The organism is Actinomyces johnsonii (assembly GCF_006546835.1).
In the GTDB taxonomy this organism is placed as follows: Bacteria; Actinomycetota; Actinomycetes; order Actinomycetales; family Actinomycetaceae; genus Actinomyces; species Actinomyces johnsonii.
Genome location: NZ_VICB01000001.1, coordinates 65537 through 91893, shown reverse-complemented (window position 1 = coordinate 91893; position 26357 = coordinate 65537). Strand labels below are relative to the sequence as shown.

Sequence of the window (26357 nt, the reverse complement as noted above, 5' to 3'; positions counted from 1 at the left end):
GGTGGCCGCGGCGGGCCTCGCCGCCTGGCGATCGCGGGCTCCGTGGCTGAGCCCGCCCGGCTACCAGGAGGACTTGACGATGCCCGGCAGCTCGCCGCGCAGCGCCATCTGGCGGAAGCGCACCCGGGAGGTTCCGGTGACGCGCAGGTGCCCGCGCGGGCGCCCATCGACCGCGTCGCGGCGGCGCAGGCGGGTGGGGGAGGCGTCCCGGGGCAGCGCGTGCAGTGCCGCCATCGCCTCGTCGCGCTCGGCCTGGCTCAGGTGGGGGTTCACTGAGGCCCGCTTGAGTTCGGCCCGGCGCTCGGCGTAGCGGGCCACCACCTCCCGGCGCCGCAGCTCGGCGGCGATCTTGGACTTCTTGGCCATCAGCGCGACTCCTTGTACTCCACGTGCCGGCGCACCACCGGGTCGAACTTGCGCAGTACCAGCCGGTCGGGGGTGTTGCGGCGGTTCTTGCGGGTGACGTAGGTGTGCCCTGTGCCCGCGGTGGAGACCATCTTGATGATCGGCCGCAGGTCCTTCCCTTTGGCGCCGCTCATGACAGCTTCTCCCCTCGGGCCAGCATTTGGGCCACGACGACGTCGATGCCCAGCTTGTCGATCGTGCGGATGCCCTTGGCGGATACCGTCAGACGCACGGTGCGCCCCAGCGACGGCACCCAGTAGCGCTTGCGCTGCAGATTGGGGTCCCAGCGCCGCGGTGTGCGCCGGTGCGAGTGGGAGACGGAGCGGCCGAAGACCGGCCGGGCTCCCGTGACTTGGCAGTAGGTTGTCATGACGAGCATGATATAAGAATGATTCTCAGTGTCGTCAACTCTGCTGGAGGACCTCGTGACCGATCCCTCGGATGACCTCTTCGCTCTCCCCGGTACCCGGACTGATGCCGATGGCCGGCACGCCCTGTCCCTCATCGGCGCCGTCGACCCTGCCCTGCTGGACCTGGTCGACCTCTCCCTGGCCGGCCAGGACGCCGTCGTCATCCGCGCCGGCTTCCACTTCGACGAGGAAGATGGCGGCGACGAGGACGAGGAGGGCTGCGACGTCGGTGACGACAGCGGCGATCTGGTCTGCCTCGTCAGCCACAGCTCGGCCGACGGCTTCGACGACGACCCGGTGCGCCTCGACGTCCCCATGCCCTTCACCTGCCCCACCTGCTCACTGCGCGAGGTCCTGGTCGCCGTCGCCGAGGACCGTGCCGCCCAGGACCCGGGCGGCACCACCGTCATCCTCCTGCCAGCGGCCGTCGAACTCGCCCACCTCCTGCCCCGCCTAGCCGAGGACCTCGCCGGCACCGGTGTGAGACTGGCCGGGGCCGCCCATGTCCTGGACGCCACCACCGCCTTGGACGAGCTCCTCGAGCACCGCCTGCTGGCCGCCTTCCCCGGCGACTGCCGCTGCACGGGCGCCGTGCACCTGGCCAACCTCGGCTACGCCGACGTCGTCCTGGCCCTGGGACGCGACGAGGATCCCGCCGGGGCCGACCTCATCGAGCACCTGCGCCCCCACGACGCGCTGCTACTCCCCGGGCTCGACGCGCCCCTCCTGGAGACCCTCACCGGCCTCTCCCACGACGCCTCGGCCTCCCTGAGTCGCATCCATCCCGCTACCACCAGCGCCTGGGGCGGCCCCGACGACCACGGCGTGTGGACCCTCGACCTCAGCGCTGCCCTGCCCTTCCACCCCGGGCGCCTGCGCGCCCTCGTCGTCGACCTCGCCGGCCAGGGCCTATGCGCTCGCGGCTGCTTCTGGCTGCCCAGCCGTCCCGGCCGGGTCTGCACCTGGGAGGTCGCCGGAGGTGCCCTCAGCGTCGGCGATGCTGGAACCTGGGCCGATGTGCCGGTCGCCCCTGCCGACGGCACCGCCGCTCGCGCCTCCGGTGAGCCCCGCTGCCACCTCGTGGTCACCGGCATCGGCGATGAGCGCATGCGCGAGCAGGTGCGCCGCGCCTTCGGCCGGATCCTCCTGCGCCCCGAGGAAATGGCCCAGGCCCTGGCCTGGATCGGCGCCGACGACGGCCTGGGCGATTGGTTCGGCCAGGAGGAGTGAGACCGTCCGAGTGCTCAGGCGCGCATGGACACACGCAGACGTACGCAGCCGCACGAGGTGCCCAGCGGACCCGACGCGTTAGGCTATGTCCGTCGCGACTGGCGCCGGGTGGATCACCACCGGGGAGCGGCACGAACACGACTCCGGGGTCGCCCGCCTGGGCCGCGGATCGCCTACCAGCGCGCGCACGGCCGCCTGCCACGGCACAGCGTGCGCCCCACACCCGAGGAGAGACATGACCGCGCAAGCCGTCACCCCGTCCCTGAACCAGCCCCTGGCCGAGCTCGACCCGGACATCGCCGAGGTCCTCACCGGCGAGCTCGCCCGCCAGCGCGAGACCCTGGAGATGATCGCCTCGGAGAACTTCGTTCCCCGGGCCGTCCTGGAGTGTCAGGGCTCGGTCCTGACCAACAAGTACGCCGAGGGCTACCCCGGGCGCCGCTATTACGGCGGCTGCGAGGTCGTCGACGTCGCCGAGTCCCTGGCCATCGAGCGCGCCAAGGCCGTCTTTGACGCCGAGTGGGCCAACGTCCAGCCCCACTCCGGGGCCCAGGCCAACGCCGCCGTCCTCCACGCCCTGGCCACCCCCGGCGACACCCTCCTGGGCCTGTCCCTGGCCCACGGCGGCCACCTCACCCACGGCATGAAGATCAACTTCTCCGGCAAGAACTACAACGCCACCGCCTACGGCGTCGACGAGACCACCATGCGCATCGAGATGGACCAGGTGCGCGAAGCCGCCCTGCGCGAGCGCCCCACGGTCATCATCGCCGGATGGTCGGCCTACCCCCGCCACCTCGACTTCGCCGCCTTCCGCGCCATCGCCGACGAGGTCGGCGCCGCTCTGTGGGTGGACATGGCCCACTTCGCCGGGCTGGTGGCCGCCGGCCTGCACCCCAACCCCGTCCCGCACGCCGACGTCGTGTCCACCACCGTTCACAAGACCCTGGGCGGCCCCCGCTCCGGCATGCTCCTGTCCAGCCGCGCCGAGCAGTGGGGCAAGAAGCTCAACTCGGCCGTCTTCCCCGGCCAGCAGGGCGGCCCCCTCATGCACGTCATCGCCGCCAAGGCCGTGGCCATGAAGATCGCCGGCACTGAGGAGTTCCGCGAGCGCCAGGAGCGCACCGTGCGCGGCGCCGCCATCATCGCCGAGCGCCTGGGGGCCGACGACGTGCGCGCCGCCGGCGTCAGCCTCGTTACCGGCGGCACCGACGTCCACCTGGTGCTGGTCGACCTGCGCGACTCCTCCCTGGACGGCCAGCAGGCCGAGGACCTCCTTCACACCGCTGGCATCACGGTCAACCGCAACGCTGTCCCCTTCGACCCGCGCCCCCCGCGCGTGACCTCCGGTCTGCGCATCGGCACCCCCGCCCTGGCCACCCGCGGCTTCGGTGACGCCGAGTTCACCGAGGTCGCCGACATCATTGCCACCACCCTCATCCACGGAGCCGCCGGCACCGCCGACGACGAGACCCTGGCCGCCCTGCGCGGCCGTGTGCGCGCCCTGACCGACGCCTTCCCCCTCTACCCGGGGCTGGCCCAGTGAGGGCCCCCTGGGACGGGCCCGCCCGGGTCCTGGATGGCAAGGCCACGGCCGCAGCCCTCAAGGCCGAGCTCGCCGAGCGAGTCGCGGCGCTGCGCGAGCGCGGCGTCACCCCCGGCCTGGGCACGGTCCTGGTGGGGGAGGACCCCGGCAGCGTCAAGTACGTCGCCGGCAAGCACACCGACTGCGCCGAGGTCGGCATCCTCTCCATCCGCGAGGACCTGCCGGCCACCGCCACCCAGGCCGAGGTGGAGGCCGCCGTCGACCGCCTCAATGCGGATGACGCCTGCACCGGCTACATCGTCCAGCTCCCGCTGCCGGCGGACGTGGACACCAACGCCATCCTGGAGCGCGTTGACCCGGCCAAGGACGCCGACGGCCTGCACCCCACCAACCTGGGGCGCCTGGTGCTGCGGGCCTCGGGCCCCATCGACTCGCCCCTGCCCTGCACGCCGCGCGGCTGCATCGAGCTCATGGAGCGCCACGGCATCGACCTGGCCGGCCGCAACGTGTGCGTCGTCGGCCGCGGCGTCACGGTGGGACGCTCTATCGGCCTGCTCCTGGGGCGCAAGGACGTTAACGCCACCGTCGACATCTGCCACACCGGCACTACGGACCTGGCCGACCACGTGCGCCGGGCCGACGTCGTCATCTCCGCGGCCGGCAGCCCCGGCATCATCACCCCGGAAATGGTGGCCCCCGGAGCCGTCGTCCTGGACGTGGGCGTCTCGCGCGTCGTCGACCCGGCCACCGGCAAGGGCCGCATCGCCGGCGACGTCGCCGACGGCGTCGACGAGGTGGCCTCCTGGCTCTCGCCCAACCCCGGTGGCGTGGGGCCCATGACCCGCGCCCTGCTGCTGGCCAACGTGGTCGAGACCGCGGAGCGCTCGCTCTAGAAGCGTCGTCGCTCGCCTGACCGGCCGATTAACCTTGAGGTCATGACGGACGAGTCCCACGGCGCCCATCCCTCCCAGTCCCACCACCCCATCGACCCGGCTGAGTCGGCTGATTCCGCGAATTCCCGGGAATCCGAGTCGACTCAGCCGGATGCGGTTCCGCCGGAACCTCAGGACGCGCCGGACGTGACCGGCTCTCAGGACCCGCAGCCTCAGAAGGCCGGCCTGCGGCGTCGGACCCTGCTCATTGGCGCGGCTGGCTACGGTGCCCTCATCGCAGGAGTAACCTTCCTGGCGCTCTTCTCAAAGTCGCGCTGCTGCAAAGACCCGATCCCCACCTTCATAGACTTTGAGGACTCGCCGGCCTCGGCCGCCTACCGCCCCGCCTACCACTACAGCCCCGCCAAGGGGAACCTCGCCGACCCCAACGGGCTAGTCCTCCACGAGGGCGAGTACCACCTCTTCCACCAGCAGGACGGCACGTGGGGCCACGCCGTCAGCATGGACATGGTGCACTGGAAGCGCCTGGGCACGGCCCTGGAGCACGACTCGCAGGGCCTGGCCATGTCCGGCAGCTGCGTCGTCGACGGCGCCGACACCTCCAGCCTGGTCAAGGGCGGCGGCATGGTGGCCGTCTACACCTCTACCGAGGGCGGCGAGGCCCAGTCCCTGGCTTACTCCACCGATCGGGGCCGCACCTGGCAGCGCTTCTCCGGCAACCCCGTCATCCCCAACGACGGGCGCAAGGACTTCCGCGACCCCAAGGTCTTCTGGCACGAGGACTCCAAGGCATGGGTCATGATCGTCTCGGCCGGAGATCACGTCTCCCTGTACCGCTCCACGGACCTCAAGACCTGGACCCACGCCAGCGACTTCGGCCAGGACATCGGCTCGCACGCCGCCGTGTGGGAGTGCCCCGACCTCTTCCCCCTGACCGACACCAGCGATGGCCGCACCCGCTGGGTCATGACCCTCTCGGTGGGCGCCAACGAGGAGACGGCCGGTTCCACCGCCCAGTACTTCATCGGGGACTTCGACGGCTCCGTCTTCTTCCCCGAGGACCGCGAGACCCGGTTCACCGACGCCGGCCAGGACTTCTACGCCGCCCAGAGCTTCGAGCACATCGAGGGCCGCCGCGTGTGGATGGCCTGGCTGGGCAACTGGAACTACCCCTACTCGCTTCCCACCGGCGACTGGCGCGGCGAGATGAGCATCCCGCGTGAGCTGTCCCTGACGACCCTGAACGGTAAGCGCACCCTCGTCCAGAAGCCCGTCCCCGAGCTCGACGCGCTGCGCGGCAAGGCCACCGACCTCAGCGGCCTCATGGCCACCGACACCGCCGGTGGCGCGATGACGGAACTGGGCAAGGGCCGCATGGTCGAGATCGACCTGACCCTGGACATCTCCAAGGCATCCGAGGCCTGGCTGGGCCTGGCCCGAGGAGAGATCGACGGCAAGGTTCAGGAGGTGCGCGTCGGCGTCAACATCTCGGCCGGAACCCTCTACCTAGACCGCACCGACGGGGGGCTGACGCAGGTCGACGGCAAGGACGAGGGCACCAGGACCGACTTCGCCCTGCGCCGCGAGGTGGCCTACCACCCCACCGGCTCCACGGTGCGCCTGCACCTCTACCTCGACCGCTCCAGTCTCGAGGTCTTCGTCGACGACGGCGCCACAGTCGGCAGCCTCCTGGTCTTCACCGACCCCGGCTGTCAGGAGATCGTCCTGGGCGCCACGGGTACGGCCACTATCACCTCGGGCAGCCTCACCCCGCTGTCGGCAGTCCTGTAGGAGCACCGCGGCAAGGTCGGACGACGATAAGACGGGGCCGCCGGAACATCTGCTCCGACGGCCCCGCCATCATCTTTGGGCGATGCTGGGCAGCGGTGCCCTGCCCGCCTCGCCTACTTCAGGTGCTGCGGCCGGGAGTCGCCGCCGTTGGTGCGGGCCCGGTCCGCGGGAATGTCCGCGAAGCCTCCCAACCCGTTGGTGCCGTAGGTGCGGTCCACCGCGGTGGTGTCCCCGGAGATATTGATCTTCACCGTCGGTGCCAGCGAGCCTCCACGCACCGGGTTGCCATCCTTATTGCCGCCGATGGAGTCGATGAAGGACTCCACCAGACCACCGGGCATCACGTAGTGCGAGTAGGACTGGAAGGTGTACGGGCTTTGGTTGAAGTCCGGCGTGTAGGGCTTACCCGGGTTGAAGTTGAGGTTGATCGGGTTGCCCAGCGCGATACCGGTGTTCTGATTGAGCGGCTTGTAGTCGCTTCGCAGCCCGTCGCCCACGAACCCGTAGACGCCCTCGGGGCCCTGGAGGCCATCGGCGTAGGTCTCCCGGTGCGAGATCGTGAACAGGTAGTACTTGCCGTCCTGGAAGTAGATCTGGGGCCGCTCGGTCTGGTCGTTGACGCAGTTGCCGCTCAGCAGCGGCGGCAGGTACTCCCATTGGGTCATCGCCTTGTTCTTGGCGCGGGCCAGTCCCACGTTGGCCAGCTGGTAGCGGCCGCCGCGCTGGTTGACCGACTCGACCGTCTCCGCTTTGGGATCTCCCTTCTCATAGCCGAGATCCTCCTCGGTGCACGTGGCCAGGGTAGTGTTCTGGCCGGCCTTGGCCGCGGCGTCGACGTACTGCTGCTCGCGCACGAAGGCCGAGTTGCCCTCGAAGACCATGTACTCGGTGGGGTCGGAGGGGTTGTTCTGGTCGCGGAAGGTGAAGGGGTCGCGGAAGTTCACGCCCGGGTTCTGCTCGCGGGTCTGGTAGTACTTGCCGTCCGGGACGAGCAGCTGGTGCTGGGTGCGGAAACCGGTGAGCCACACGCCGTTCTCATCGGCGTAGATGCGTCCTTCGGACTGCACGATCCGCGGGTCGTAGGGCTTGGAGGAACCGTTGTTGCCCTGGCCGCCGTCGTTGTTCCCGCTGCCGCCGGTGGTGCTGTTGTAGAACGCCACCGAGGTGTAGAACATGCGGATCTTGTTGCCCTCCATGAGACGGGCCGAACCGGACCACTCGGTCTGGGCGGAGAAGCTCTGATCTTCGAAGATAGAGCCGGAGGCGCCGTCGGGGAAGACATGCCCGCCGTAGACCCAGCCGCCGTTGGAACTGTTCGCGCCGTCGGCCGAGGAGGTCTGCGTGCCGGCCTTGCGGTAGAAGAAGCCCAGACGCGCGTGGGTGTGGCGGTCGTCGAAGGTATAGCCAGCATGCCGGTCGGCGACCAGGGAGAAGGCGATCTCCCAACCGTTGTAGGAGATCTGGTGGGCGGCCTCGTCAGTGAGGGTCCAGGTGTCCCACACCCACACGTCGTCGCTCGTGGCCGGGAAACCGTTGGAGATCTCCGGCATCGTGTACTGCTCGGGCATCGAGTTCGTGCCCGACGGCGCGTTGGGGTCGGAGACCCGTTGGATCTGCATGGCGTCGGCGCGGGTCCACTTGGCCGTGTAGTTCTCCTCGACCCCGTGGGCCGCACCGGTGTGCTTGGTGGCGTTGGCCCAGCCGGGGTTGTCGGCTTTGAAGCCATTCGCGTCCTGGGCGGCAGCTCCACCAGCGGCCTGCTGGTCGGCCTGACCGGCCTGACCGGCCTGCTGGTCGGCCTGACCGGCCTGATCCGCCTGACCCTGATCGGCCGGGGCTTGCCCCGCCTTCTGGTTGGCGACCGCCTCGGGGGAGGCCTCGGCGGTAGCGGAGGCGCTGGGTTCGGGGGAGGGGGCCTCATCGGCGATCGCCGTGGTTCCGGTTCCGGCCGCCAGGAGCCCGAGTGCCAGTGCCGCGGCCAGTCGTCTGCGACGGGCGCGGAACGAAGTATGTGTCACGGTCATTGTCCGTACTGTCCTTACTCATGAGGGAATGAGGATGTTAGTGCGCCGTGAGCTGATGTTGTTCGATCTCCCGATGCATACCTTAGGGGAACCTGGACGTTGGGAGCGGGCCCTTGGACCGTGTAGCAAATTGTTTGCACCTCCTACCAAAGACGTATGTCCTGTTCTTCCAGGGATCGTTGAGACTTTCGGTAGTTTTGATGACATACCTCACATGACTTGATGTTTACTGGCCGGTTAGTCTTGAGAACGTTCTCCGTGAGCTGCCCGGTCTCCCATGCCTGTCGGTTCAGGTGGTCGCCCGAGGTCGGGCGGCCCCGTATCTAACGGAGATCCTGTGAGTATTTTTCCCATCCGTCTGCGACGGTTAACCGCACCAACAACCGCTTTCCTGGCTGCGCTCGCCCTAGGCGCGGCCGGCTCGGCGGTGGCCGCTCCGATGTCCAACACGGCGGGGCAGTCCACCACCTCTCTGCGCGACGCCTCCACGGTGAGCCCTCAGTCCCTCGCCCAGATGGTCGCCGGTCCGAACGCGACCGTGACCAACGCGTCCGTCTCCGGCAAGGACGTCCAGATCGGCACCGTCAAGGGACTGCCGGGTGACGGCAACGCCATCACCGAGGGTGTCGCCTTGTCCACCGGGTCCCTCATCGATCCCGACCCCACCGCCGACTCTGACACCGACTTCACCCGCTCCGCGGTTCTGGGCCCCAACGACGCCCTCGACACCACCGGTGACTTCGGCGCGATCGAGGACCCGGCGGGTCTGGCGCAACTGGCCGGCTCCACTATCGTCTACGACGAGGCCGTCCTGGAGTTCGACGTCACCGCCACCAGCTCCAATGCCGTCCTCTACTACAGCCTCGGCTCCGAGGAGCACGCCGGTGCCACCGAGGGCACCCCCGCCTCCTGGCAGTCCCGCGGCTACCAGGACCCGCTGAGCATCCAGATCAACGGCACCGAGTGCGCCTACGTGCCCCGCACCCAGACGCCCGTGAGCGTGGCCACCATCAACGAGTCCTCGAACGTGGATTACTACACTGCCAACTTCTCGGGCCACAAGCCGGGCCAGATCCCGGTGGAGTTCAATGGCTACACCTCGGCCCTCCCCTGCCAGGCCGCCGTCACCCCGGGGCAGACGGTGCACGTGCGCGTGGCCATCGCCGATGCCGAGGACGGCCAGCTCGACTCCACCGTCCTCCTGCGCACCCAGGGCCTGGGCTTCACCGACAAGCAGATCACCGACCCCTGCAACGCGAAGACCGGCACCTGCGACATCCCCGGCGCCAACAACGGAACGAACGGGCCGAACAGCAACGGCTCGACCACTCCTCCCGGCCAGGGCAAGCCGGGCGTCACCGACTACGGCGCCGCCTCGCCCACCACGGGAGCCAGGAACACCGTTGCCGGTCTTCCCCTGACCGGTACCCAGGCGCTCCTCCTGGGGGTCGTCGCCCTGCTGCTCCTGGCCGGCGGAGGTGTTGCGCTCATGTTGCGCCGTCGTCGACTGGCCGGTTCCGAGGCCGACTGACGGCTCGGACAACGTCAAGTTCCTCCAAGGGCCTGGCGGGGCGGGTGAAGCTCTCTTCACCCGCCCCGCCAGTGTTGGTGGCCGTCGATGATCGCCGGTGGCTGTCAGTAACTCAGTCCCGGTCCTGCCCGGAGGCTCGGTGCGCCGCGATTTCCTTGGCCGTCATGGCACAGCCCAGGACGCACAACGGCATCGAGGCCAGCCACAGGACGGTGGCGAAGCGGGATAGGAGGGGTATCTGAGCCAGGACGGGGAGGATGGCGGAGAGGATGACGGACATCATCCAGAAGGCGACTCGTCGCCCGCTGCGCGACTTGGAATCGTTATCGGCGTTCACGGCTGCTCCTGTCATCCTGTGATCTCGAACCTGCGGCTCTCCAGGCATCCGGCGCGCAGGTCGGTGACGCTGACGGTGCGCACCGAGGCCCACCGCGGGCCGCGTTTCAGCCACGAGATCAGACGGGCCACGGCGTCGGCCTCGCCCTGGGCCATGACCTCGACGTCGCCGTCGGGCAGGTTGCGGACCTGGCCCACCACACCCAGTTCCTGGGCGGTGTAGGCGCAGTGGTAGCGGAAGCCCACCCCCTGGACAGTACCGTGGACCAGGACGTGGACGGTTCTCACGCTCGCGGAGGCGTCGCTCATGGCTCTATGGTCTCAGGCTCAGCGCCGAGCGGGAACCGGCAGGTCGGCTGCGGGACCGGTTCGGGCCCGACCGCGTAGTCTTGCCGCCATGCGCATCGCCACCGTCAATGTCAACGGCATCCGTGCCGCCGCCCGCAAAGGCATGGGGGACTGGCTCACCGCCTCCGCACCCGACATCCTCCTGCTTCAGGAGGTCCGCGCCGATGAGCAGATCGCGGCCGACCTCCTGCCCGGCTACGAGGCCGCTATCTGGCCGTGCCGCATCAAGGGGCGCGCCGGTGTGGGCGTCGCCGTGCGCGACGGCGGACCGGCCGCCCTCGGGGAGCTGCGTTACGGCGTGGCCGCCCCCGGAACCGAGGAGCCCGACGTCGACTCCGGCCGCTGGCTCGAGGCCGACCTGACGCTCACCGGGCTCGAGGGCGTCGATCGGCTCACCGTCATTTCCGCCTACCTCCACTCCGGCCAGCTCGGCACCGAGAAGATGGACCAGAAGTACGCCCACCTTAAGCTCGTCGACGCCCGCATGGCCGACCTGCTGGCCTCCGCCCGCGACGGCGGTCCCCAGGTCCTCATGGCCGGGGACCTCAACGTGGTGCGCTCCGAGCGCGACATCAAGAACTGGAAGCCCAACCACAACAAGATCGCCGGCGTCATGGACGAGGAGATAGCCCACCTGGAGGGCTGGTTCTCCTCCGGCTGGGTGGACGCCTCGCGTCACCTCGTGGGGGACGAGGAGCAGGGGCCCTACACGTGGTGGTCCCAGCGCGGCAAGGCTTTCGACAACAACACCGGTTGGAGGATCGACTACCAGGTCCTCACCCCGGCGCTGGCTGAGCGAGCCCGCAGCGTGGCCGTGGACCGGGCGCCCGACTACGCCTCGCGCTGGTCCGACCACGCCCCTCTCGTCATCGAATATTTCTGAGTATAGCTCAGCGCAAATGGTCGGGGGTCGGGAGCCAGGCTCCCGACCCCCGACGGATCGTCAGTAGCGGATCGCGTCGATCGGCCGGATGCGGGTGGCCACGATCGCCGGGACGATGCCGGCCAGCGCGCCGACGACGGTGGCTGCGATGAGGCCGATGACGGCCGCCAGCATGGGGAAGGGCGGGGTCGTGGTCACTGGGATGCCCAGGACGGCGCCCAGCGGAATGACGCGCATTCCCACGATCGCGATCCCGATGCCGACGATGCCTGCAACCACTGTGGCTACCACAGACTCCAGCATGATGGAGAAGAAGATGCGCCGGCTCGTCGCTCCGAAGGATCGTCGCACCCCGATCTCGTGGATGCGCTGGCGTACGGTGACCAGGGAGATGTTCACCAGGCTCAGGGCGCCCAGGAGCATGACGAATACGCCGGCGGCCGTGACCACTTTGGTGAAGGTGTCCGCGCTGGAGTTCACGTTGCCGCCCTGGAGGTTGTCCGAGGTCTGGGTCGACCCCTGGCCGAAGCGGGCGTCCAGGTCCTTCTTGGCCAGGCTTGCCATCTCCTTGGCGCCGCCCTTGCCGGCCCAGATCTCCAACGTGGGGGAGGGGCGATCGGCGTCCTTGGGTAGCCAGTTCTCGTAAGAGGTGTTGAGGGCGAAGGCGCTGACGGGCTGTTTGCAGGGCAGATTCGCGTCCTGTTCGGCATTGCCGGAGCAGCCGATGAGTTCGAGGTTCTCCGGCTCCAGCACGCCGACGATCGTGAAAGAGGTCTGCACGGGGGAGAAGGAAGTGATGGTGATCGGTCCGGTGAACTCCTTGATGCCCATCTGCTCGAGGAACCCGTGGGTGACGACCAGGCTCGGGGAGAGGTCGTCCTCGTCCTGGGCGCTGAACCAGCGCCCCTGGGCCACGGTCTTGTGGTGCAGGAGCCCGTAGCTCAGGCTCACTGTCTGGGTGGAGACGTTCCGGGCGCCGTCGGGGAAGGAGAAGCGAACATTGGAGGTGTAGGTCGTCGCCCAGGAGGTGACGTCGTAGCGCTCGACGAAGCTGTTCATGGCCCCTGAGATCCTTGCGGAGGTGGCGGCGCTGGACGTGGTGCCTGCGCCCGATCCGCCCGAGCCGCCCGCCGAGCTCCCGGAGGAGCCTGAACCCGAGGAGCCCGAACCCGAGGAGCCCCCACTGCTACCGCCGGCTCCGCCCGCACCGCTGCCGGCGCTCGCATTCGCGCTCGCCTCGGGGGCGTCGTCGGCCTGGACGGCTTGACTCAGGCCCTTGCCGGTGGGGGTGACGTTGATCGTCACCGTGCCCTGCCGGCCGGAGTACTTCTCACCCACCTGGTTGATGGCGCTGACGGTTACCTGCCCCAGGGCGATGACGAAGGTCATGGCGGCCACCGCCGCCGCAACGCCGACGAGGGACAGTAGGACCCTCAGCTTGCCGATACGCAGCTGGGCCCAGGCCTCGACGATGGCGCCGAAGAATCCGGTGAGAATGCCGTTCATGAGGCTCCTTCAAGGCTAGTGGGGGCGGTCGGGTAGGGGGATACCGGAGGGACGGCGACCTCGCCGAACTCCTCCAGGCTGCCGACCTGCCGGCGCGTGACGGAGATCGGGGTGAGGACGCCGTGATCGAGCCGGTACTGGGTGTGGGCGCGGCCGGCCACGGCCAGGTCGTGGGTGATGATGATGAGGGCAGCGCCGTTCTCGGCGCACTGGCGCTCCAAGAGCGTCATCACCGAGTTGCCGGTGTCGACATCGAGGGCGCCGGTGGGCTCATCGGCCAGGATGACGCTGGGACGGCGGGACAGGGCCCGGGCGATGGCCACCCGCTGCTGCTCACCGCCCGAGAGGCGCACGATGGGTGATCCCACCTTGTCCCCCAGGCCCACGGCCTCCAGCAGCTCTGCGGCCCGCGCGCTGCGGGTCCAGAAAGCCTTGCCCGCGTCGTACAGGAGCGGGGCAGCCACGTTCTCGGTGGTGCTCAGTCCCGGGATGAGGTTGAAGGACTGGAAGACGAAACCGAAGGTCCTCCCCCGCAGATGGGCTCGGCGGCTCTCGCTGAGCCGAGAGGCGTCGGTGCCGGACAGCGTGTAGGAGCCCGACGTCGGCTTGTCGATGAGCCCCAGGATGTTGAGCAGCGTGGACTTCCCGGTTCCCGATCGCCCCACGATGGCCACGTGCTCGCCGGGCGAGACGCTCAGGTTGACGCCGGTGAGGATCTCCAGCGGCGCGGAGTCGGGAACGGCGAAGGTGCGGGTGATGCCCTGCAGCTCCAGCAGCCCACTCACAGGATTTCCTTGCCGTTGGAGTCGTAGCAGGCGGACTTGTCCTGTTCGCACGTGTCCGGTGTACCGGTGCGCTGCGTGTCCTTGTTGGGCACGAACTGAAGAATCTTCTGGTCCGCCTTGAGCCCGGCGGTCACCTGGATATTCGTGCCGTCCGTGATTCCCAGGGTCACCGCGGTCTTAACCGCTTTAGAGGCGTCGCCCGACTCGGGGACCAGCCAGACAAAGCCCGAGCCGACCTTGCCCTCCACGGCGGTGACCGGCACCAGGAGGGCATCGGAGGCACTACCGGCATCGACGCTCATAGTGGCCGCCATACCAGCGAAGACCTTCTGGTCACCGGGCACCGAGCAGCGCATCTCCACGCTGGTGCCGTCCCCGGAGGTGGTCGTCTTCGAGCCGTTCTCGCCGGTGGTCGTGGAGGTGGCGGATTTGGTTCCGACCTTCAAGTTGTTGCACTGGAAGGGGGCCGGGCCGCCCTCCAGCGTCAGGGTCGCGGCGGTGGGGGCGTTGGTGAGTCGGTACTGCTGGGCGGCGCTGACGGTACCGGTGGCCGAGTAGGTCGAGGGCGCGATCGTAGCGACAACCACGCCGACGCCGGTCTCCTGCTGCCTGATGACCTTGGGGGTGACGGTGCCGCTGACGGGCGCGTAGATCGTGGACCAGGTGACCTTGTCGGCGACCGGCGTCTGGGTGACGTTGCCCTCCTCATCGGTTTTGGTCACCGGGCTCTGGGGCTCGGAGTGCTTGATGTAGAGCAGCGGCTCCCCGGCATTGACCTGAGCGTCCTTCTCCACGGCGACGGAGTCCACCACGCCGGCCAGGTCGGCCTGGACTTCGACCGTGGCGTCCTGGACGATGCGGCCCTTGACCTCGACCGTGTTGGAGATGTTGCCGGTGGTGACGGCGACGGTCTTGACGTTGGCGGCGTAGCCGGGGGAGATATCAGCGGTTGCGCTGTTGTTCTGCGAGGGGAAAAAGGCGATCTTCACCAGGGCGACGGCGGCGATCACCGCGATGAGGGTTTTGATCGCGGGCCAGACGAAGCGCTTCACGGCGTCCTCCATAACGGCAATGGAATCGGAACCCGGGGCCCGGGTTCCGGGTTAATACGTTCAGAGGCTACGTCAAGGGCGCTTCACCCAACCTCATCCCTCAGGATGATCGCTGAAAACCCTCTCCAACCGAGGTTGGAGAGGGCTGAGTACCGTCAGCCGAGTACCGTCAGGTGCGCAAGCGAGCCGGCGGTACCGCTCGGATCAGACGAGCCGGCCGGCAGGGGCGGCGGGAACCGCGTCCAGGAACGCCGGCGGATTGAAACCCTCGCGCTCGTAGGCCCCTGCCACGGCAGCGGCCACGTCATGAACGGCGTCACCATCCACCAGGGCGATCGCCGAGCCTCCGAAGCCGCCGCCGGTCATGCGCGCCCCATGGGCTCCGGCGGCGCGGGCCGCCTCCACGGCCATATCCAGCTCGGGGCAGGTGCACTCGTAGTCCACTCGCAGCGACTCGTGGGAGGCGTCCATGAGCTCGCCCGCCGCAGCGAGCTTCTCACCGCGCAGGGGACGCCCGTCCTGGAGGAGCTCCACCAGCTTGCGGGTGCGGTCGATCTCGGTGACGACGTGCCGGGTGCGCTTGACCAGCTCCTCAGCGTCCGCGGTTCCCTGACCGGTGGCGCTGGCGGCCAGGCGCTCCAGGGCGTCAGGCAGCTCCTCGGCTGAGATATCCGCCAGGAGCTCGACGCCCAGGATCTGGGCGGCTCGCTCACAGGCGGCCCGCCTGGCGCCGTACTGGCCATCGTCCAGGGAGTGCTTGGCCTTGGTATCGATCACCAGCAGCGCCAGGCCCTCGGCGGCCAGGTCGAAGGGGACGTGAGCCACCGACCCGTCGCGGCAGTCCAGCTCCAGGGCGTGGCCCTCGCGACAGCGCAGAGAGGCCGACTGGTCCATGCCCCCGGTGGGGGCCCCGGCCATCTCGTTCTCCGTGCGCACGCAGTTGGTCACCAGTCGGGCCCGTCCAGCGTCATTAGGCTCCTCGGGCGTGCCCGCCAGTCCCAGGCCGGCGACCTCGTCGATGGCGACGGCCGCCGAGCACTCCAGGGCCGCGGAGGAGGACAACCCGCCACCCAGGGGTACGCAGGAGACCAGAGCGGCGTCGAAACCGGGCAGGTTTTCGAACCCGTCGCGCTCCAGTGCCCAGGCGACGCCGGCGATGTAGGCCGCCCAATGCGCCACCTCGCCGGGGGTCCCCTTGGGGCCGATCGTGTCGAGGTCCATGACATCGACCTTCTCCCGGGTCTGGGGGGAGACCAGGCGCACGATCCGGTCGTCGCGGCGCCGCAGCGCCAGGTGCGCCCGGTGGGGCAGGGCGATGGGCAGGGCCAGGCCGCCGTTGTAATCGGTGTGCTCGCCGATGATGTTGACGCGTCCGGGGGCGTACCACACGCCGTCGGGCTCGGCCTCGAAGACCTCGCGGAACAGGGCGGTTGCCGCCCGGGCGCCCTCCTGAGGGCTCATGGCGGGGGCGAAGACGGGAACATCGTTGGTCATCGTGGTCTCCTGTTGCTGGTTGTTCTGATATGTCGGGTTGGCGGATGGAGGACTGTCGAGGGGCGGGGGCGGGTTAGGCGGCGATCGTCAGCCGAGTGCCGACCTCCCGGAGGGCCGCCACGGTGTCGGCGTCGGGCTCAGCATCGGTCACCAGGACACCGATGTCCCGGGTGGCGCAGAAGGACCGCAGCCCCAGGACCCCCCACTTGGAGGAGTCCAGTGTGGCCACCACCGTGCGCCCGGCGGCGACAAGCGCCTGGTTGGCGGAGGCCTCCAACAGGTTGGGGGTCATGAGCCCGGCTTCGGGGGTGAAGCCATGGGCGCCCAGGAAGACCCACTCGACGCGCATCGTGCGCAGCGCGTCGACGGCCACCAGCCCCACCAGAGCGTTCGACGGCGTGCGCTCACCCCCGGTGATCACCACCGTGGGGGCGTCACGGTTCTCAGCACGGGCGGCGTCGGCGGCGTCGAAGAGCACCTGCGCGGCGGGCAGCGAGTTCGTGATGACCGTCAGGGTGGGGAAGTGCTCCAGCTCGGTCAGGGCGTGGGCGAGCGCCAGGGTGGTGGTTCCGGCCGACAGCGCCAAGGAGTCCCCGGGGCGCACCATGGCGGCCGCGGCCTGACCGATGCGGCGCTTGGCGTCCGGATGGAGGGTGGACTTGGCGGTGAAGCGCGGCTCGAGGGTGGTGGGGCCGGCCGCCACCGCACCGCCGTGGACGCGCTCGACCAGCCCCTGGGTGACGAGCTCGGTGATGTCGCGGCGCACGGTCATCTCCGAGATTCCCAGCTCCTCGACGATATCGGCCACGCGAACGCCCCCAGTGGCCGCCACCCGCTCCAGAATGTGCTCCTGGCGCTGGCGGGCGAGCATCGGGGCCGGTCGGGAGGAACCGACGGCGGAGGAAGCTGTGGGGCCGGGCTGCATGGGGCCAGTCTGCCAGACCTCGTCGTCGAAAACACCCATGTCCGCACGTTCCCGCACAGAGTCGCGCAGAGTCGCGCAGAAGGGGTGGTGGTAGTTCACGTTTCGTCCATTCGGTCGGTCATGGCAGACTTATCCCCGCTCGCGCGGCGCCCCCGGCTGGGACGTGGGCGGTGCGGCGCGGTAGTGTGTCCAGGTAACCCTCGGGCGTCCGCTCGTCCCGATGAGGATCGCCTATCAGTCAACCGTCCCGCAGGAGCTCAGGAGCCATGCAGATCCCCGCACCAGACGCGCACCAGTGCGTCATCGGTGTGGCCATTGCTCTGCCCTCCCACTACGCCGCCCAGGTGCGGGCGGTGCGGGAGGCCGCGGGAGACCCGATGGCCGACGTCGTCCCGCCCCACATCACCCTGCTGCCACCGACGGCCGTGGACGTTGACTCGCTCGATGAGGTCATGCGGCACCTGCGCAACGTGGCCGCCGGGACGCAGCCCTTCGATGTGCGCCTTGACCAGGTCGGCACCTTCCGCCCCGTCAGCCCCGTGGTCTACCTCGGCCTGCGCAGCGGCGCCCAGGAATGCGACCGCCTCCAGATGCGGGTCCGTGACCGCCGCGGCCCCCTGGCGCGTTCGCTGAGCTTTCCCTTCCACCCGCACGTGACCCTGGCCCACGAGGTCGCCGATGAGGACCTCGACTTGGCTGCCAGGGAGGGGGCGGAGCTGGTCATGGACTTCACCGTCACCAAGCTTCACCTCTACCGCCACCTTGAGCGGTCCCTCCAACCCGGCCGGACCGACGTCGAGGGGGCCTGGGAAGTGGCCGCCGCCTTTGCCTTCGGGGGCTCTCTCGTGTCTGTCGCTGAGACGGCTGAAGTCGGCGAGGTCACTGGCGTGCCCGCTGCCTCGGCGCCCGAGACGACTCCCGTGGTTTCGGTGTGATCGGGCGTGCCAGGGCCCTGTTGGCGGCCGCGCGGCGCACCCGGATCGGTCGTGCCCTGACCCGCTACGGCACGGCGCGCGGTGCGCTCATGGCTGGCGGGATCGCCTACACCGGTATGTTCTCGATCTTCGCGGTGCTCGTCATCGGTATGAATCTGCTCATGGCGATGCTCGGTAACCGCCCCACCTTCCGAGCGGCCGTCGTCGACTCGATCAACTCCCTGCTGCCCGGCGTCATCGACACCGGCAACGGCCAAGGGCTGGTGTCCGTGAGCCAGCTGTCTGTCAGCTCGGCCTTCAATCTGGGATCGGTGGTGGCGGCAGGGGCGCTCATCTACTCGGTCATCAGCCTCATGGGTACTCTCAAGATCGCGCTGCGCGCCATGTTCGGACTGGTCAACCCCGTGATGAGGCCGGTGGTCGGGCAACTGGCGAACATCACCGGGTTCCTCGTCATGGTGGCCGGGGTGCTCGTGACCGCCGTCGCCTCGGTGGTCACAACGACGCTGTCGGGCAACGTCGGTCGAGCCCTGGGCCTGCCGGAGTCGCTGACCGGCACCGGGGCGTGGCTGGCGACGCTCCTCATCTCCTTCCTCATCGACACCGGCATCCTGGCGCTCCTCATCACCATCTGCGGTGTCCGCCCTCCCCGACGCGATCTGGCACTGGGCTGCATGCTGGGCGCCTTCGCGCTCGGCGTGCTGCGCCAGGTGGGGACTGGCGCGGTCGGTTCGGTGTCGCGCAACCCTCTCCTGGCCTCCTTCGCCGCTATCGCCGTGCTAGTCCTGTGGCTGCACCTGACCAGCCGCATCGTGCTGCTCATGGCCGCCTGGATGGCCAACCCGCCCCTGCCCCGGGACGTCGGCCATCCCGACGAGGTCCACGCCCGCGAGCGCCCCAACTACGTCACCCTCTCCGTGCCTGAGACCCTGGCCTGGCCCCGCCAGTCCATTACCGGCAGCCTCGAGGCCGACCCGACGGCGCATCCCGATTACGTCCCCCCGGTGCCGGTCTCCTGAACCCGAGGAGGGCGGGCTCGGGCCCGATCTGACGAGCAGGCGCCGGCAGGAGCGCTAGCCTGTTGCGGTGACTGACACTTCTGGTAACCCTGGCAAGCCCGATCACGCCGCGCGGTCCGAGGCCTCCGGTCCCACCGCCGGCCCGGCCCCGGCCATCCACGCCATCATCCCCGCCGGAGGCGCGGGTACCCGGCTGTGGCCGCTCAGCCGCCGTCACCGCCCCAAGTTCCTCCTCGACCTCACCGGGGCCGGCCACAGCCTCCTTGAGGACACCGTCGAGCGCCTGGCACCGCTGGCCGCGACGACGACGGTCGTCACCGGCGTCGCACATATCGCCGCCGTGGCCGACCAGCTCCCGAGCATCCCGCGCGAGAATCTCCTGGCCGAACCCTCTCCGCGCGACTCCATGGCGGCCATCGGTCTGGCTGCCGCCGTCATCGCCCACCGCCATGGGCTCGACGCCGTCGTCGGCTCCTTCGCCGCCGACCATACGGTGGCCGACCGGGCCGCCTTCGCCGATGCCGTGCGCCAGGCCGCCATGCTGGCCGAGCAGGGCTGGGTGGTCACCATCGGGATCGAGGCCACCGGGCCCTCGACCGCCTTCGGCTACATCCACACCGGCGACCCCACTGATGTGCCCGGCGCTCCCGACGGACGCCAGGTCCTGGGCTTCACCGAGAAGCCCGACGCCGACACCGCCGCCGCCTACCTGGCCACCGGCGACTACCGCTGGAACGCCGGCATGTTCGTGGTCCGTGCGGGCGTGCTCCTGGACCACCTGGCCGACCTCAGGCCGCAGTTGGCGGCCGGCATCGAGGCCATCGCCGCGGCCTGGGATACCCCCGGGCGCGAGGAGATCCTGGCCGAGCGCTGGCCGGACCTGGAGAAGATCGCCATCGACCACGCCATCGCCGAGCCGGTGGCCGCCGCCGGAGGAGTGGCCACTGTGCCGGTCTCCATGGGGTGGAACGACGTCGGCGGCTTCGACGCCCTGACCGAACTCGTCGCCCCACGAGACCAGGGGCCTGCGGCCGGTGCCTGCGTGCTCGACGGCGTCGACGACTCAGCAGCTGAGGCCCCCGGGGCCGAGGTCCAGGCGATCGGCTCCGATGGCGCTCTCATTGCCTCCACGTCCACACGCACAGTGGTGCTGCTGGGTGTGCCGGGCGCCGTGGTCGTGGATACCCCCGACGCTCTCCTGGTCACCACGCCCGAGCGCGCCCAGGACGTCAAGGGAGTCGTGGACGCCCTGCGAGCCGCTGGACGCCAAGACCTGCTCTAGCGGTTCCAGCAGGTCTTGGCGCCCTGAGGCCACTGAGGGGCCCGGCGCCGGGAGAAGAGACTCCTCCGGCGCCGGGCCCTTGCGCTGAAACCTAGGTGATTGCGAGCCGATCCCGGTGGATCGCACGGTGTGAGAATGCGGGGTTTTCACCTATCCTGGACATGCGGTTGTGTCCACCGTCGCACGCGAGAACCAGGGAGGTTTCCATGAAGAAGGCCTGCTCCGCGATGACGCTCGGTGCGGCCCTGGCTCTGGCCCTGGCCGCCTGCGGGACGCCACCGGCGCAGCGGCCCACGCGCAACCTCGAGGGCGCCAAGGACTTCACTGCCTGCATGCTCTCCGACGAGGGCGGCTTCGACGACCACTCCTTCAACGAGTCCGGCAAGAAGGGCCTGGACCGGGCCGGCAAGGAGCTCGGAGTCAAGACCATCGCGGTGCAGTCGGAGAGCTCGGCCGACTACGCCACCAACATCTACGCGCTCATCCAGCAGAACTGCAAGCTCGTCATCGGCGTCGGCTTCAACATCGCCGCCGACCTGACCGAGTCGGCCAAGACCAACCCCGACATCCAGTTCGCCCTCATCGACGCCTCCTTCATCGGCGCTGACGGACAGCCCGCCACCCTGCCCAACGCCAAGCCCCTCTTGTTCAAGACGGCCGAGGCCGCCTACCTGGCCGGCTACGCCGCCGCCGGTACCTCCCGGACCGGGGTGGTGGGCACCTACGGCGGCAAGCCCCTGCCCACCGTCCAGATCTTCATGGACGGCTTCGCCAAGGGTGTGGCCAAGTACAACGAGGACACCGGTGCCGCCGTCCAGGTCAAGGGCTGGGACACCGCCACCGGCAAGGGCGGATCCTTCGTCGGCAACTTCTCCGACGCCGCCAAGGGTAGGGCCATCACCGAGCAATTCGTCTCCCAGGGCGCCGACATCGTCATGCCCGTAGCTGGGCCCGTCGGCCAGGGCACGCTGTCCGCCATCAAGCAGAAGAACGACGCGGGCGGGGCCAACGCCGTCATCTGGGTCGACTCCGACGGCTACACCTCCACCGGCGACGGCAACATCATCATGACCTCCGTGGTAAAGGAGATCGGCAACTCGGTCTACGACACCGTCAAGAACGCCTCCGAAGGCAGATACTCCGCCGAGCCCTACATCGGAACCCTAAAGAACAAGGGGGTGGCCGTCGCCCCCTTCCACGACTTCGACTCCCAGGTGCCTGCGCCGGTCAAGGCGCGCATCGAGGAGCTGCGCGCCCAGATCATCGCCGGAAGCCTCGATGTCACGACCCCCTATGACCCCTCCTGAACGCCCGCCCGGGGCCAGCGCCCCGAGCCTCCACCGCCCTCCTCGTCCTCTGGAAGCGAGCCTGTTGTGAAGCTTGAGCTGCGCGGGATCACGAAGGCCTTTGGGCCGCTCGTGGCCAACGACCATATCGACCTGATCATCGAGCCCGGCCAGATCCACGCCCTCCTGGGAGAGAACGGCGCCGGCAAGTCCACGCTCATGAACGTCCTCTACGGCCTCTACCGGCCCGACGCCGGAGCGATCCTCATCGACGACGAGCCCGTGACCTTCTCCGGACCGGGCGACGCCGTGGCCGCCGGCATTGGCATGGTCCACCAGCACTTCATGCTCGTTCCCGTCTTCACGGTGGCCGAATCCGTCGCCCTGGGATACGAGCCGGTCGGGCCGCTGGGAATCATCGACGCCGGTGCCGCCGCGGCCAAGGTCACCGAGATCTCCCGTCGCTTCGGCTTCGACGTCGACCCGAACGCCCTCATCGAGGACCTGCCCGTGGGCGTCCAGCAGCGCGTGGAGATCATCAAGGCCCTCGCCCGCGACGCCAAGGTCCTCATCCTCGACGAGCCCACCGCCGTGCTCACCCCGCAGGAGACCGATGAGCTCATCGCCATCATGCGCGAGCTCAAGGCCTCCGGAACCTCGATCGTCTTCATCACCCACAAGCTGCGAGAGATCCGAGAGGTCGCCGACACCATCACCGTCATCCGCCGCGGCCGTGTCGTGGGCACCGCCGAGCCCACCGCTCCGGCCGCCGAGCTCGCCGGCCTCATGGTCGGCCGCGACGTCTCCCTCACCATCGACAAGTCCCCGGCCGAAGCCGGACGGGAAACGCTCGCTTTGAGCGGCGTCGGCCTCGTCGAGGACGGCGCCGTCCTGCTCGACGACATCGACCTGAACGTGCACTCCGGCGAAATCCTCGCCATCGCGGGCGTCCAGGGCAACGGGCAGACCGAGCTGAGCGAGGTCATCCTCGGACTGCGCTCGCCGACCACCGGCACCATCGCCTTTGACGGCCACGACGTCACCCGCCACGGGGTGCGCCGCCGGCTGCGGGCCGGACTCGGTTTCGTTCCCGAGGACCGCTCCACCGACGGCATGGTCGCCGAGCTCTCCGTTGCCGAGAACATGGTTCTGGACCGCTACGACGACCCCGCCCTGGGTCGGGGGCCGTCGCTGTCGCCGCTCCGCGTGCGCCAGGCCGCCCACCGGATGCGCGAGGAGTTCGACGTGCGCGTCACCGACGTCGACGATGCCATCTCGACCCTCTCGGGCGGCAACCAGCAGAAGGCCATCCTCGCCCGCGAGCTGTCCCGGCCCCTCAAGGTCCTCGTCGCCTCCCAACCCACCCGCGGCCTGGACGTCGGCTCCATCGAGTTCGTCCACCAGCGCATTGTCGCCGAGCGCGACACCGGCACCGCCGTCCTCATCATCTCCTCAGAGCTCGACGAGATATACGCCCTGGCCGACCGGATCGCCGTCATGTACCGCGGGCGGATCGTCGGCATCGTCCCCGCCGACACCGCCCGCGACGCCCTGGGCCTCATGATGGCCGGCACCCCCGCCGAGCAGGCCCTCGACCCTCAGGAGCAGCAACGATGAGCACACCCTCCACTGGCTCCGGCACTGCACCGACGCCGACAGATCCGTCCGAGGAGCGGTCCGCGCCCAGCCCGAGCAGCCAGTCCGCCCTGCTGCGGCAGGTCGCCTCCTCGCCGGCTGTCGTCGGGCTGCTCGCGATCCTGGCCGCCCTCGTCCTGTCCTCGATTCTCATCCTCGCGGCCGACTCCCAGGTGCGTTACACGGCCGGCTACCTCCTCAACCGCCCCGGCGACTTCCTCCACGCCGCCGGATCTACCCTGAGCGAGGCCTACAGCTCGCTGCTGCGCGGCTCGGTCCTGGACTGGCGGGCCAACACGGGCGTGCGCATGATCCGCCCCATCACCGATACCCTCACCAACGCCACCCCGCTCATCATCGCCGGGCTCGGCGTGGCGGTGGCCTTTCGTGCCGGACTGTTCAACATCGGCGGCCAGGGGCAGATGATCCTCGGGGCGATCACGGCCTGCTACGTGGGCATCGCCTGGAACCTGCCGCCGGTGGTCCACCTGCTCCTGGCCGTCGTCGGGGCGGCCCTGGGAGGACTGCTCTGGGGCGGTATCGCCGGAGTCCTCAAGGCCCGTACCGGCGCCAATGAGGTCATCGTGACGATCATGCTCAACTCGATCGCCGCCCACTTGCTGTCCCAGGTACTCAGTCTCAAGGCCTTCAACGGGGAGGGGGAGACCGGTAACCGCAAGTCGCTGACCGTGGCCGACTCCGCTCAGTACCCCTCGCTCGCCGGCAGCTCCTTCCGCCTCCACGCCGGCTTCCTCCTGGCCCTGCTGGCCGCGGCGGCCGTGTGGTGGCTCATGGAGCGCTCCCGCCTCGGTTTCCAGCTACGGGCCACCGGCTTGAACCCCGACGCCGCCCGCACTGCCGGCATGAGCGTGCCCCGGGTGACGAGCCTGGTCATGATGATCTCCGGCGCCCTGTGCGGGATCGCCGCCAGTGCTCCGGTCCTGGGAACCCAGAAGAGCATGGACGAGTCCGTTGTGGGAACCATCGGCTTCGACGCCATCACCGTGGCGCTGCTGGGCCGCTCCCGGCCCGTGGGAACCGTCCTGGCAGGCCTGCTCTTCGGTGCCCTGCGCGCTGGCGGAACCGCCATGCAGGCCGCGCCCGGCACCCACATCAAGATCGTCCTGGTCCTGCAGTCCACGATCGTGCTGTTCATCGCCGCTCCGCCTCTGGTCCGGGCCATCTTCCGGCTGCCGGAGCGCCGGGCGCTCACGGGCGGCGCTGATCCGTCCCCCGCCTCATTGTCGGCCGCGGCTACGGCCACTCCCACAGCGAAGGAGGCCTGAGCCATGACGGCGTCATCCACCTCAACCGCGTCAATCACCTCAACCGCTTCAGCCGCCTCCGCCTCCACGGCCGTGGAGCCCATGAACCTCAAGATCCCGATCACCGGCGTCGTCGTGTTCCTCCTGCAGGGACTCATGGCGCTGAGCGCACGCGGTTCGACCACCTTCCGGTTCACCGTCCCCTCCGACTTCTTCCAGTTCGAGGACTCCACGCTCAACGCACGGCTGATTATCCTCATCGCCGCGGGGATCGTCGCCGCAGTCACCGCCGTCGCCCTCGTACGGGCCATGCATCGCCGCGAGGGCGCTGCCTGGGTGAGCGTCCTCATGGGCGTCGGATTCGTTGTTGCATTCCTGGCCTGGGCCGGTGCCGGACGCAACGGCGTCATCCCCCTGGTGACCATCCTGTCCTCTGCGCTGGGGCTGAGCGTCCCGCTCGTCTACGGGGCGCTGGCCGGGATCATCGGGGAGCGCTCGGGCACCATCAACATCGCCATCGAGGGCCAGCTCCTGGGCGGGGCCTTCCTGGGCGCCGTCGTCGCCTCGGCCTGCTCCAGCCCGTGGGCGGGGCTCTTCGCCGCGCCCGTGGCCGGAGCCCTCGTGGCGCTCCTGCTGGCCCTGTTCGGACTGCGCTACCGGGTCAACCAGATCGTCGTCGGCGTCGTCCTCAACGTCCTGGTCTCGGGGCTGACCGGCTTCCTGTTCTCCACCTTCCTGTCATCCAGCCCCAGCCTCAACCGTGCCCTGCGCCTGCCCACCCTGGCGGTGCCGATCCTGTCCCGGATCCCGATCATCGGGCCGGTCCTCTTCCGCCAGACGATCCTCGTCTACCTCATGTACGTCGCCGTGGCGGTCCTGTCCGCCATGCTCTTCCGCTCCCGCTGGGGACTGAGGCTGCGGGCCTGCGGCGAACACCCCAAGGCCGCCGACACCGTCGGCATCAATGTCATGCGCACCCGCGTGGCCAACCTCGCCCTGGCCGGGGCGCTGGCCGGACTGGGCGGGGCGTTCTTCACCGTCGGCTCGGGCCTGTCCTTCGATAACGACATGACCGCCGGCAACGGCTACATCGCCCTGGCCGCCATGATCCTGGGTGCCTGGCGACCCCTGGGCTCCCTGGGGGCGGCCCTGCTCTTCGGTTTCGCCACCTCGGTGGCCCAGACCCTGCCGATCATCGGCAGCTCTGTCTCACCCGACATCATCTCCATGATCCCCTACATCGTCACGATCCTGGCGGTGGCCGGATTCGTGGGCAAGGTGCGCGCCCCCGCCGCCGAGGGGGTGCCCTACCCGTGAGCAGCATCGCGCCCACCGATCTGACCGACGCCCACTGGCGGGACCTGCACGAGCTCGCCGTGGAGGCCATGACCCACGCCTACGCCCCCTACTCCCGCTTCAAGGTCGGCGCCGCCGCCTTGGTCGACGACGGTCGACTCGTCTCGGGATGCAACGTGGAGAACGCCGGCTACGGCGTCACCCTGTGCGCTGAGTGCGGCCTCGTCTCCGAGCTCACCCGCACCGGGGGAGGGCGCCTGGTCGCCTTCGCCTGCGTGGACGCCCACGGCCGGGCCCTAGCACCGTGCGGGCGCTGCCGCCAGCTCCTGAGCGAGCACGCCGCCGACGGTATGGTGCTGGCCATGCCCTCGGGGATGATGAGCATCGACGAGGTCCTGCCCGACCGCTTCACCGCTGATGACGTCGAGCGCGTCGTCGGCCAGCAGAGCTGAGGGCCGGCTGACCAGCAGCCACAGATGG

25 protein-coding genes and 1 riboswitch are annotated in these 26357 nt (G+C 69.4%); of the genes, 14 read left to right on the top strand and 11 right to left on the bottom strand.

The genetic code is table 11. The annotated features are described in order from the left end of the window. Window positions 1-60 precede the first annotated feature (60 nt). The 3 genes from rpsN to rpmB are packed head-to-tail and all read right to left on the bottom strand — an operon-like array spanning window position 61 to window position 775. Window positions 61-366: a 30S ribosomal protein S14 gene (rpsN, locus tag FK256_RS00435; protein ID WP_141423289.1), complete on the bottom strand. Its 306-nt coding sequence runs from the start codon at window positions 364-366 to the stop codon at window positions 61-63. Further along, window positions 366-539, bottom strand: a complete 174-nt coding sequence (gene rpmG, locus FK256_RS00430; protein ID WP_003789591.1) for a 50S ribosomal protein L33 — start codon at window positions 537-539, stop codon at window positions 366-368. The genes rpsN and rpmG overlap by 1 nt, the downstream gene beginning before the upstream one ends. Continuing rightward, the gene (rpmB, locus tag FK256_RS00425) at window positions 536-775 is read right to left on the bottom strand and encodes a 50S ribosomal protein L28 (protein WP_039894507.1); all 240 of its coding nucleotides are present in this window, start codon (window positions 773-775) and stop codon (window positions 536-538) included. The genes rpmG and rpmB overlap by 4 nt, the downstream gene beginning before the upstream one ends. A gap of 55 nt (window positions 776-830) precedes the next feature. Between rpmB and FK256_RS00420 the strand changes: the two genes are divergently transcribed. The 4 genes from FK256_RS00420 (at window position 831) to FK256_RS00405 (ending at window position 6275) form a co-directional block, all read left to right on the top strand. Beyond that, complete coding sequence (locus FK256_RS00420; protein WP_141423326.1) at window positions 831-2045, top strand: CobW family GTP-binding protein; 1215 nt, start codon at window positions 831-833, stop codon at window positions 2043-2045. Window positions 2046-2129: 84 nt separating this feature from the next. After that, a riboswitch (ZMP/ZTP riboswitch) is annotated at window positions 2130-2215 on the top strand. Between the two features lie 65 nt (window positions 2216-2280). Then, window positions 2281-3591, top strand: coding sequence for a serine hydroxymethyltransferase (gene glyA / locus FK256_RS00415; protein WP_141423288.1), 1311 nt, complete (start codon window positions 2281-2283; stop codon window positions 3589-3591). After that, window positions 3588-4484: a bifunctional methylenetetrahydrofolate dehydrogenase/methenyltetrahydrofolate cyclohydrolase gene (locus FK256_RS00410; protein ID WP_141423287.1), complete on the top strand. Its 897-nt coding sequence runs from the start codon at window positions 3588-3590 to the stop codon at window positions 4482-4484. Before glyA ends, FK256_RS00410 begins: the two co-directional genes overlap by 4 nt. Window positions 4485-4526: 42 nt before the next feature. Beyond that, window positions 4527-6275, top strand: coding sequence for a glycoside hydrolase family 32 protein (locus FK256_RS00405; RefSeq protein ID WP_141423286.1), 1749 nt, complete (start codon window positions 4527-4529; stop codon window positions 6273-6275). Window positions 6276-6388: 113 nt separating this feature from the next. Here FK256_RS00405 and FK256_RS00400 read toward each other — a convergent pair whose 3' ends face one another. Beyond that, on the bottom strand, window positions 6389-8299 hold the full coding sequence (locus tag FK256_RS00400; protein ID WP_141423285.1) for a glycoside hydrolase family 68 protein: 1911 nt from the start codon (window positions 8297-8299) through the stop codon (window positions 6389-6391). Between the two features lie 337 nt (window positions 8300-8636). Here FK256_RS00400 and FK256_RS00395 point away from each other — a divergent pair, with 337 nt between their 5' ends. Next, window positions 8637-9830, top strand: coding sequence for a choice-of-anchor L domain-containing protein (locus tag FK256_RS00395; RefSeq protein ID WP_141423284.1), 1194 nt, complete (start codon window positions 8637-8639; stop codon window positions 9828-9830). 112 nt (window positions 9831-9942) lie between these two features. Here FK256_RS00395 and FK256_RS00390 read toward each other — a convergent pair whose 3' ends face one another. Together FK256_RS00390 and FK256_RS00385 are read right to left on the bottom strand one after the other, a co-directional pair. After that, window positions 9943-10167 (bottom strand): hypothetical protein, encoded by a 225-nt coding sequence (locus FK256_RS00390; RefSeq protein WP_211343497.1) that lies wholly within the window; start codon window positions 10165-10167, stop codon window positions 9943-9945. An 11-nt stretch (window positions 10168-10178) separates the two neighbouring features. Continuing rightward, entirely contained in the window at window positions 10179-10475 is a 297-nt protein-coding gene (locus tag FK256_RS00385) for an acylphosphatase (RefSeq protein WP_141423282.1), read from the bottom strand. A gap of 88 nt (window positions 10476-10563) precedes the next feature. Between FK256_RS00385 and FK256_RS00380 the strand changes: the two genes are divergently transcribed. Then, on the top strand, window positions 10564-11397 hold the full coding sequence (locus FK256_RS00380) for an exodeoxyribonuclease III (RefSeq protein WP_141423281.1): 834 nt from the start codon (window positions 10564-10566) through the stop codon (window positions 11395-11397). 60 nt (window positions 11398-11457) lie between these two features. On the opposite strand, the gene FK256_RS00375 is transcribed toward FK256_RS00380, so the two are convergent. From FK256_RS00375 to FK256_RS00355, 5 genes are all read right to left on the bottom strand, one after another. Next, entirely contained in the window at window positions 11458-12903 is a 1446-nt protein-coding gene (locus FK256_RS00375) for an ABC transporter permease (RefSeq protein WP_141423280.1), read from the bottom strand. Then, complete coding sequence (locus tag FK256_RS00370; RefSeq protein WP_141423279.1) at window positions 12900-13688, bottom strand: ABC transporter ATP-binding protein; 789 nt, start codon at window positions 13686-13688, stop codon at window positions 12900-12902. Before FK256_RS00370 ends, FK256_RS00375 begins: the two co-directional genes overlap by 4 nt. Then, a complete protein-coding gene (locus tag FK256_RS00365; protein ID WP_141423278.1) occupies window positions 13685-14752 on the bottom strand; it encodes an efflux RND transporter periplasmic adaptor subunit in 1068 nt (355 codons plus the stop codon). The genes FK256_RS00370 and FK256_RS00365 overlap by 4 nt, the downstream gene beginning before the upstream one ends. Window positions 14753-14944: 192 nt before the next feature. Beyond that, entirely contained in the window at window positions 14945-16234 is a 1290-nt protein-coding gene (gene galK / locus FK256_RS00360; protein ID WP_141423277.1) for a galactokinase, read from the bottom strand. A 73-nt stretch (window positions 16235-16307) separates the two neighbouring features. Continuing rightward, window positions 16308-17105, bottom strand: a complete 798-nt coding sequence (locus tag FK256_RS00355) for a DeoR/GlpR family DNA-binding transcription regulator (protein WP_034474370.1) — start codon at window positions 17103-17105, stop codon at window positions 16308-16310. A 320-nt stretch (window positions 17106-17425) separates the two neighbouring features. Here FK256_RS00355 and FK256_RS00350 point away from each other — a divergent pair, with 320 nt between their 5' ends. From FK256_RS00350 to FK256_RS00315, 8 genes are all read left to right on the top strand, one after another. Further along, window positions 17426-18094 (top strand): 2'-5' RNA ligase family protein, encoded by a 669-nt coding sequence (locus tag FK256_RS00350; protein ID WP_009233459.1) that lies wholly within the window; start codon window positions 17426-17428, stop codon window positions 18092-18094. Next, on the top strand, window positions 18091-19113 hold the full coding sequence (locus tag FK256_RS00345) for a YihY/virulence factor BrkB family protein (protein WP_141423276.1): 1023 nt from the start codon (window positions 18091-18093) through the stop codon (window positions 19111-19113). The genes FK256_RS00350 and FK256_RS00345 overlap by 4 nt, the downstream gene beginning before the upstream one ends. A gap of 67 nt (window positions 19114-19180) precedes the next feature. Further along, window positions 19181-20395 (top strand): mannose-1-phosphate guanylyltransferase, encoded by a 1215-nt coding sequence (locus FK256_RS00340; protein ID WP_141423275.1) that lies wholly within the window; start codon window positions 19181-19183, stop codon window positions 20393-20395. 206 nt (window positions 20396-20601) lie between these two features. Next, window positions 20602-21702 (top strand): BMP family lipoprotein, encoded by a 1101-nt coding sequence (locus tag FK256_RS00335; RefSeq protein ID WP_021607064.1) that lies wholly within the window; start codon window positions 20602-20604, stop codon window positions 21700-21702. 66 nt (window positions 21703-21768) lie between these two features. Next, a complete protein-coding gene (locus tag FK256_RS00330) occupies window positions 21769-23298 on the top strand; it encodes an ABC transporter ATP-binding protein (protein WP_141423274.1) in 1530 nt (509 codons plus the stop codon). Further along, window positions 23295-24602 carry an ABC transporter permease gene (locus FK256_RS00325; RefSeq protein WP_141423273.1) on the top strand — a complete coding sequence of 436 codons (1308 nt, stop codon included), beginning with the start codon at window positions 23295-23297 and terminating at the stop codon, window positions 24600-24602. The genes FK256_RS00330 and FK256_RS00325 overlap by 4 nt, the downstream gene beginning before the upstream one ends. A 3-nt stretch (window positions 24603-24605) precedes the next feature. Then, window positions 24606-25898, top strand: a complete 1293-nt coding sequence (locus FK256_RS00320) for an ABC transporter permease (RefSeq protein WP_141423272.1) — start codon at window positions 24606-24608, stop codon at window positions 25896-25898. Further along, window positions 25895-26329: a cytidine deaminase gene (locus FK256_RS00315; protein ID WP_141423271.1), complete on the top strand. Its 435-nt coding sequence runs from the start codon at window positions 25895-25897 to the stop codon at window positions 26327-26329. The genes FK256_RS00320 and FK256_RS00315 overlap by 4 nt, the downstream gene beginning before the upstream one ends. Window positions 26330-26357 lie beyond the last annotated feature (28 nt).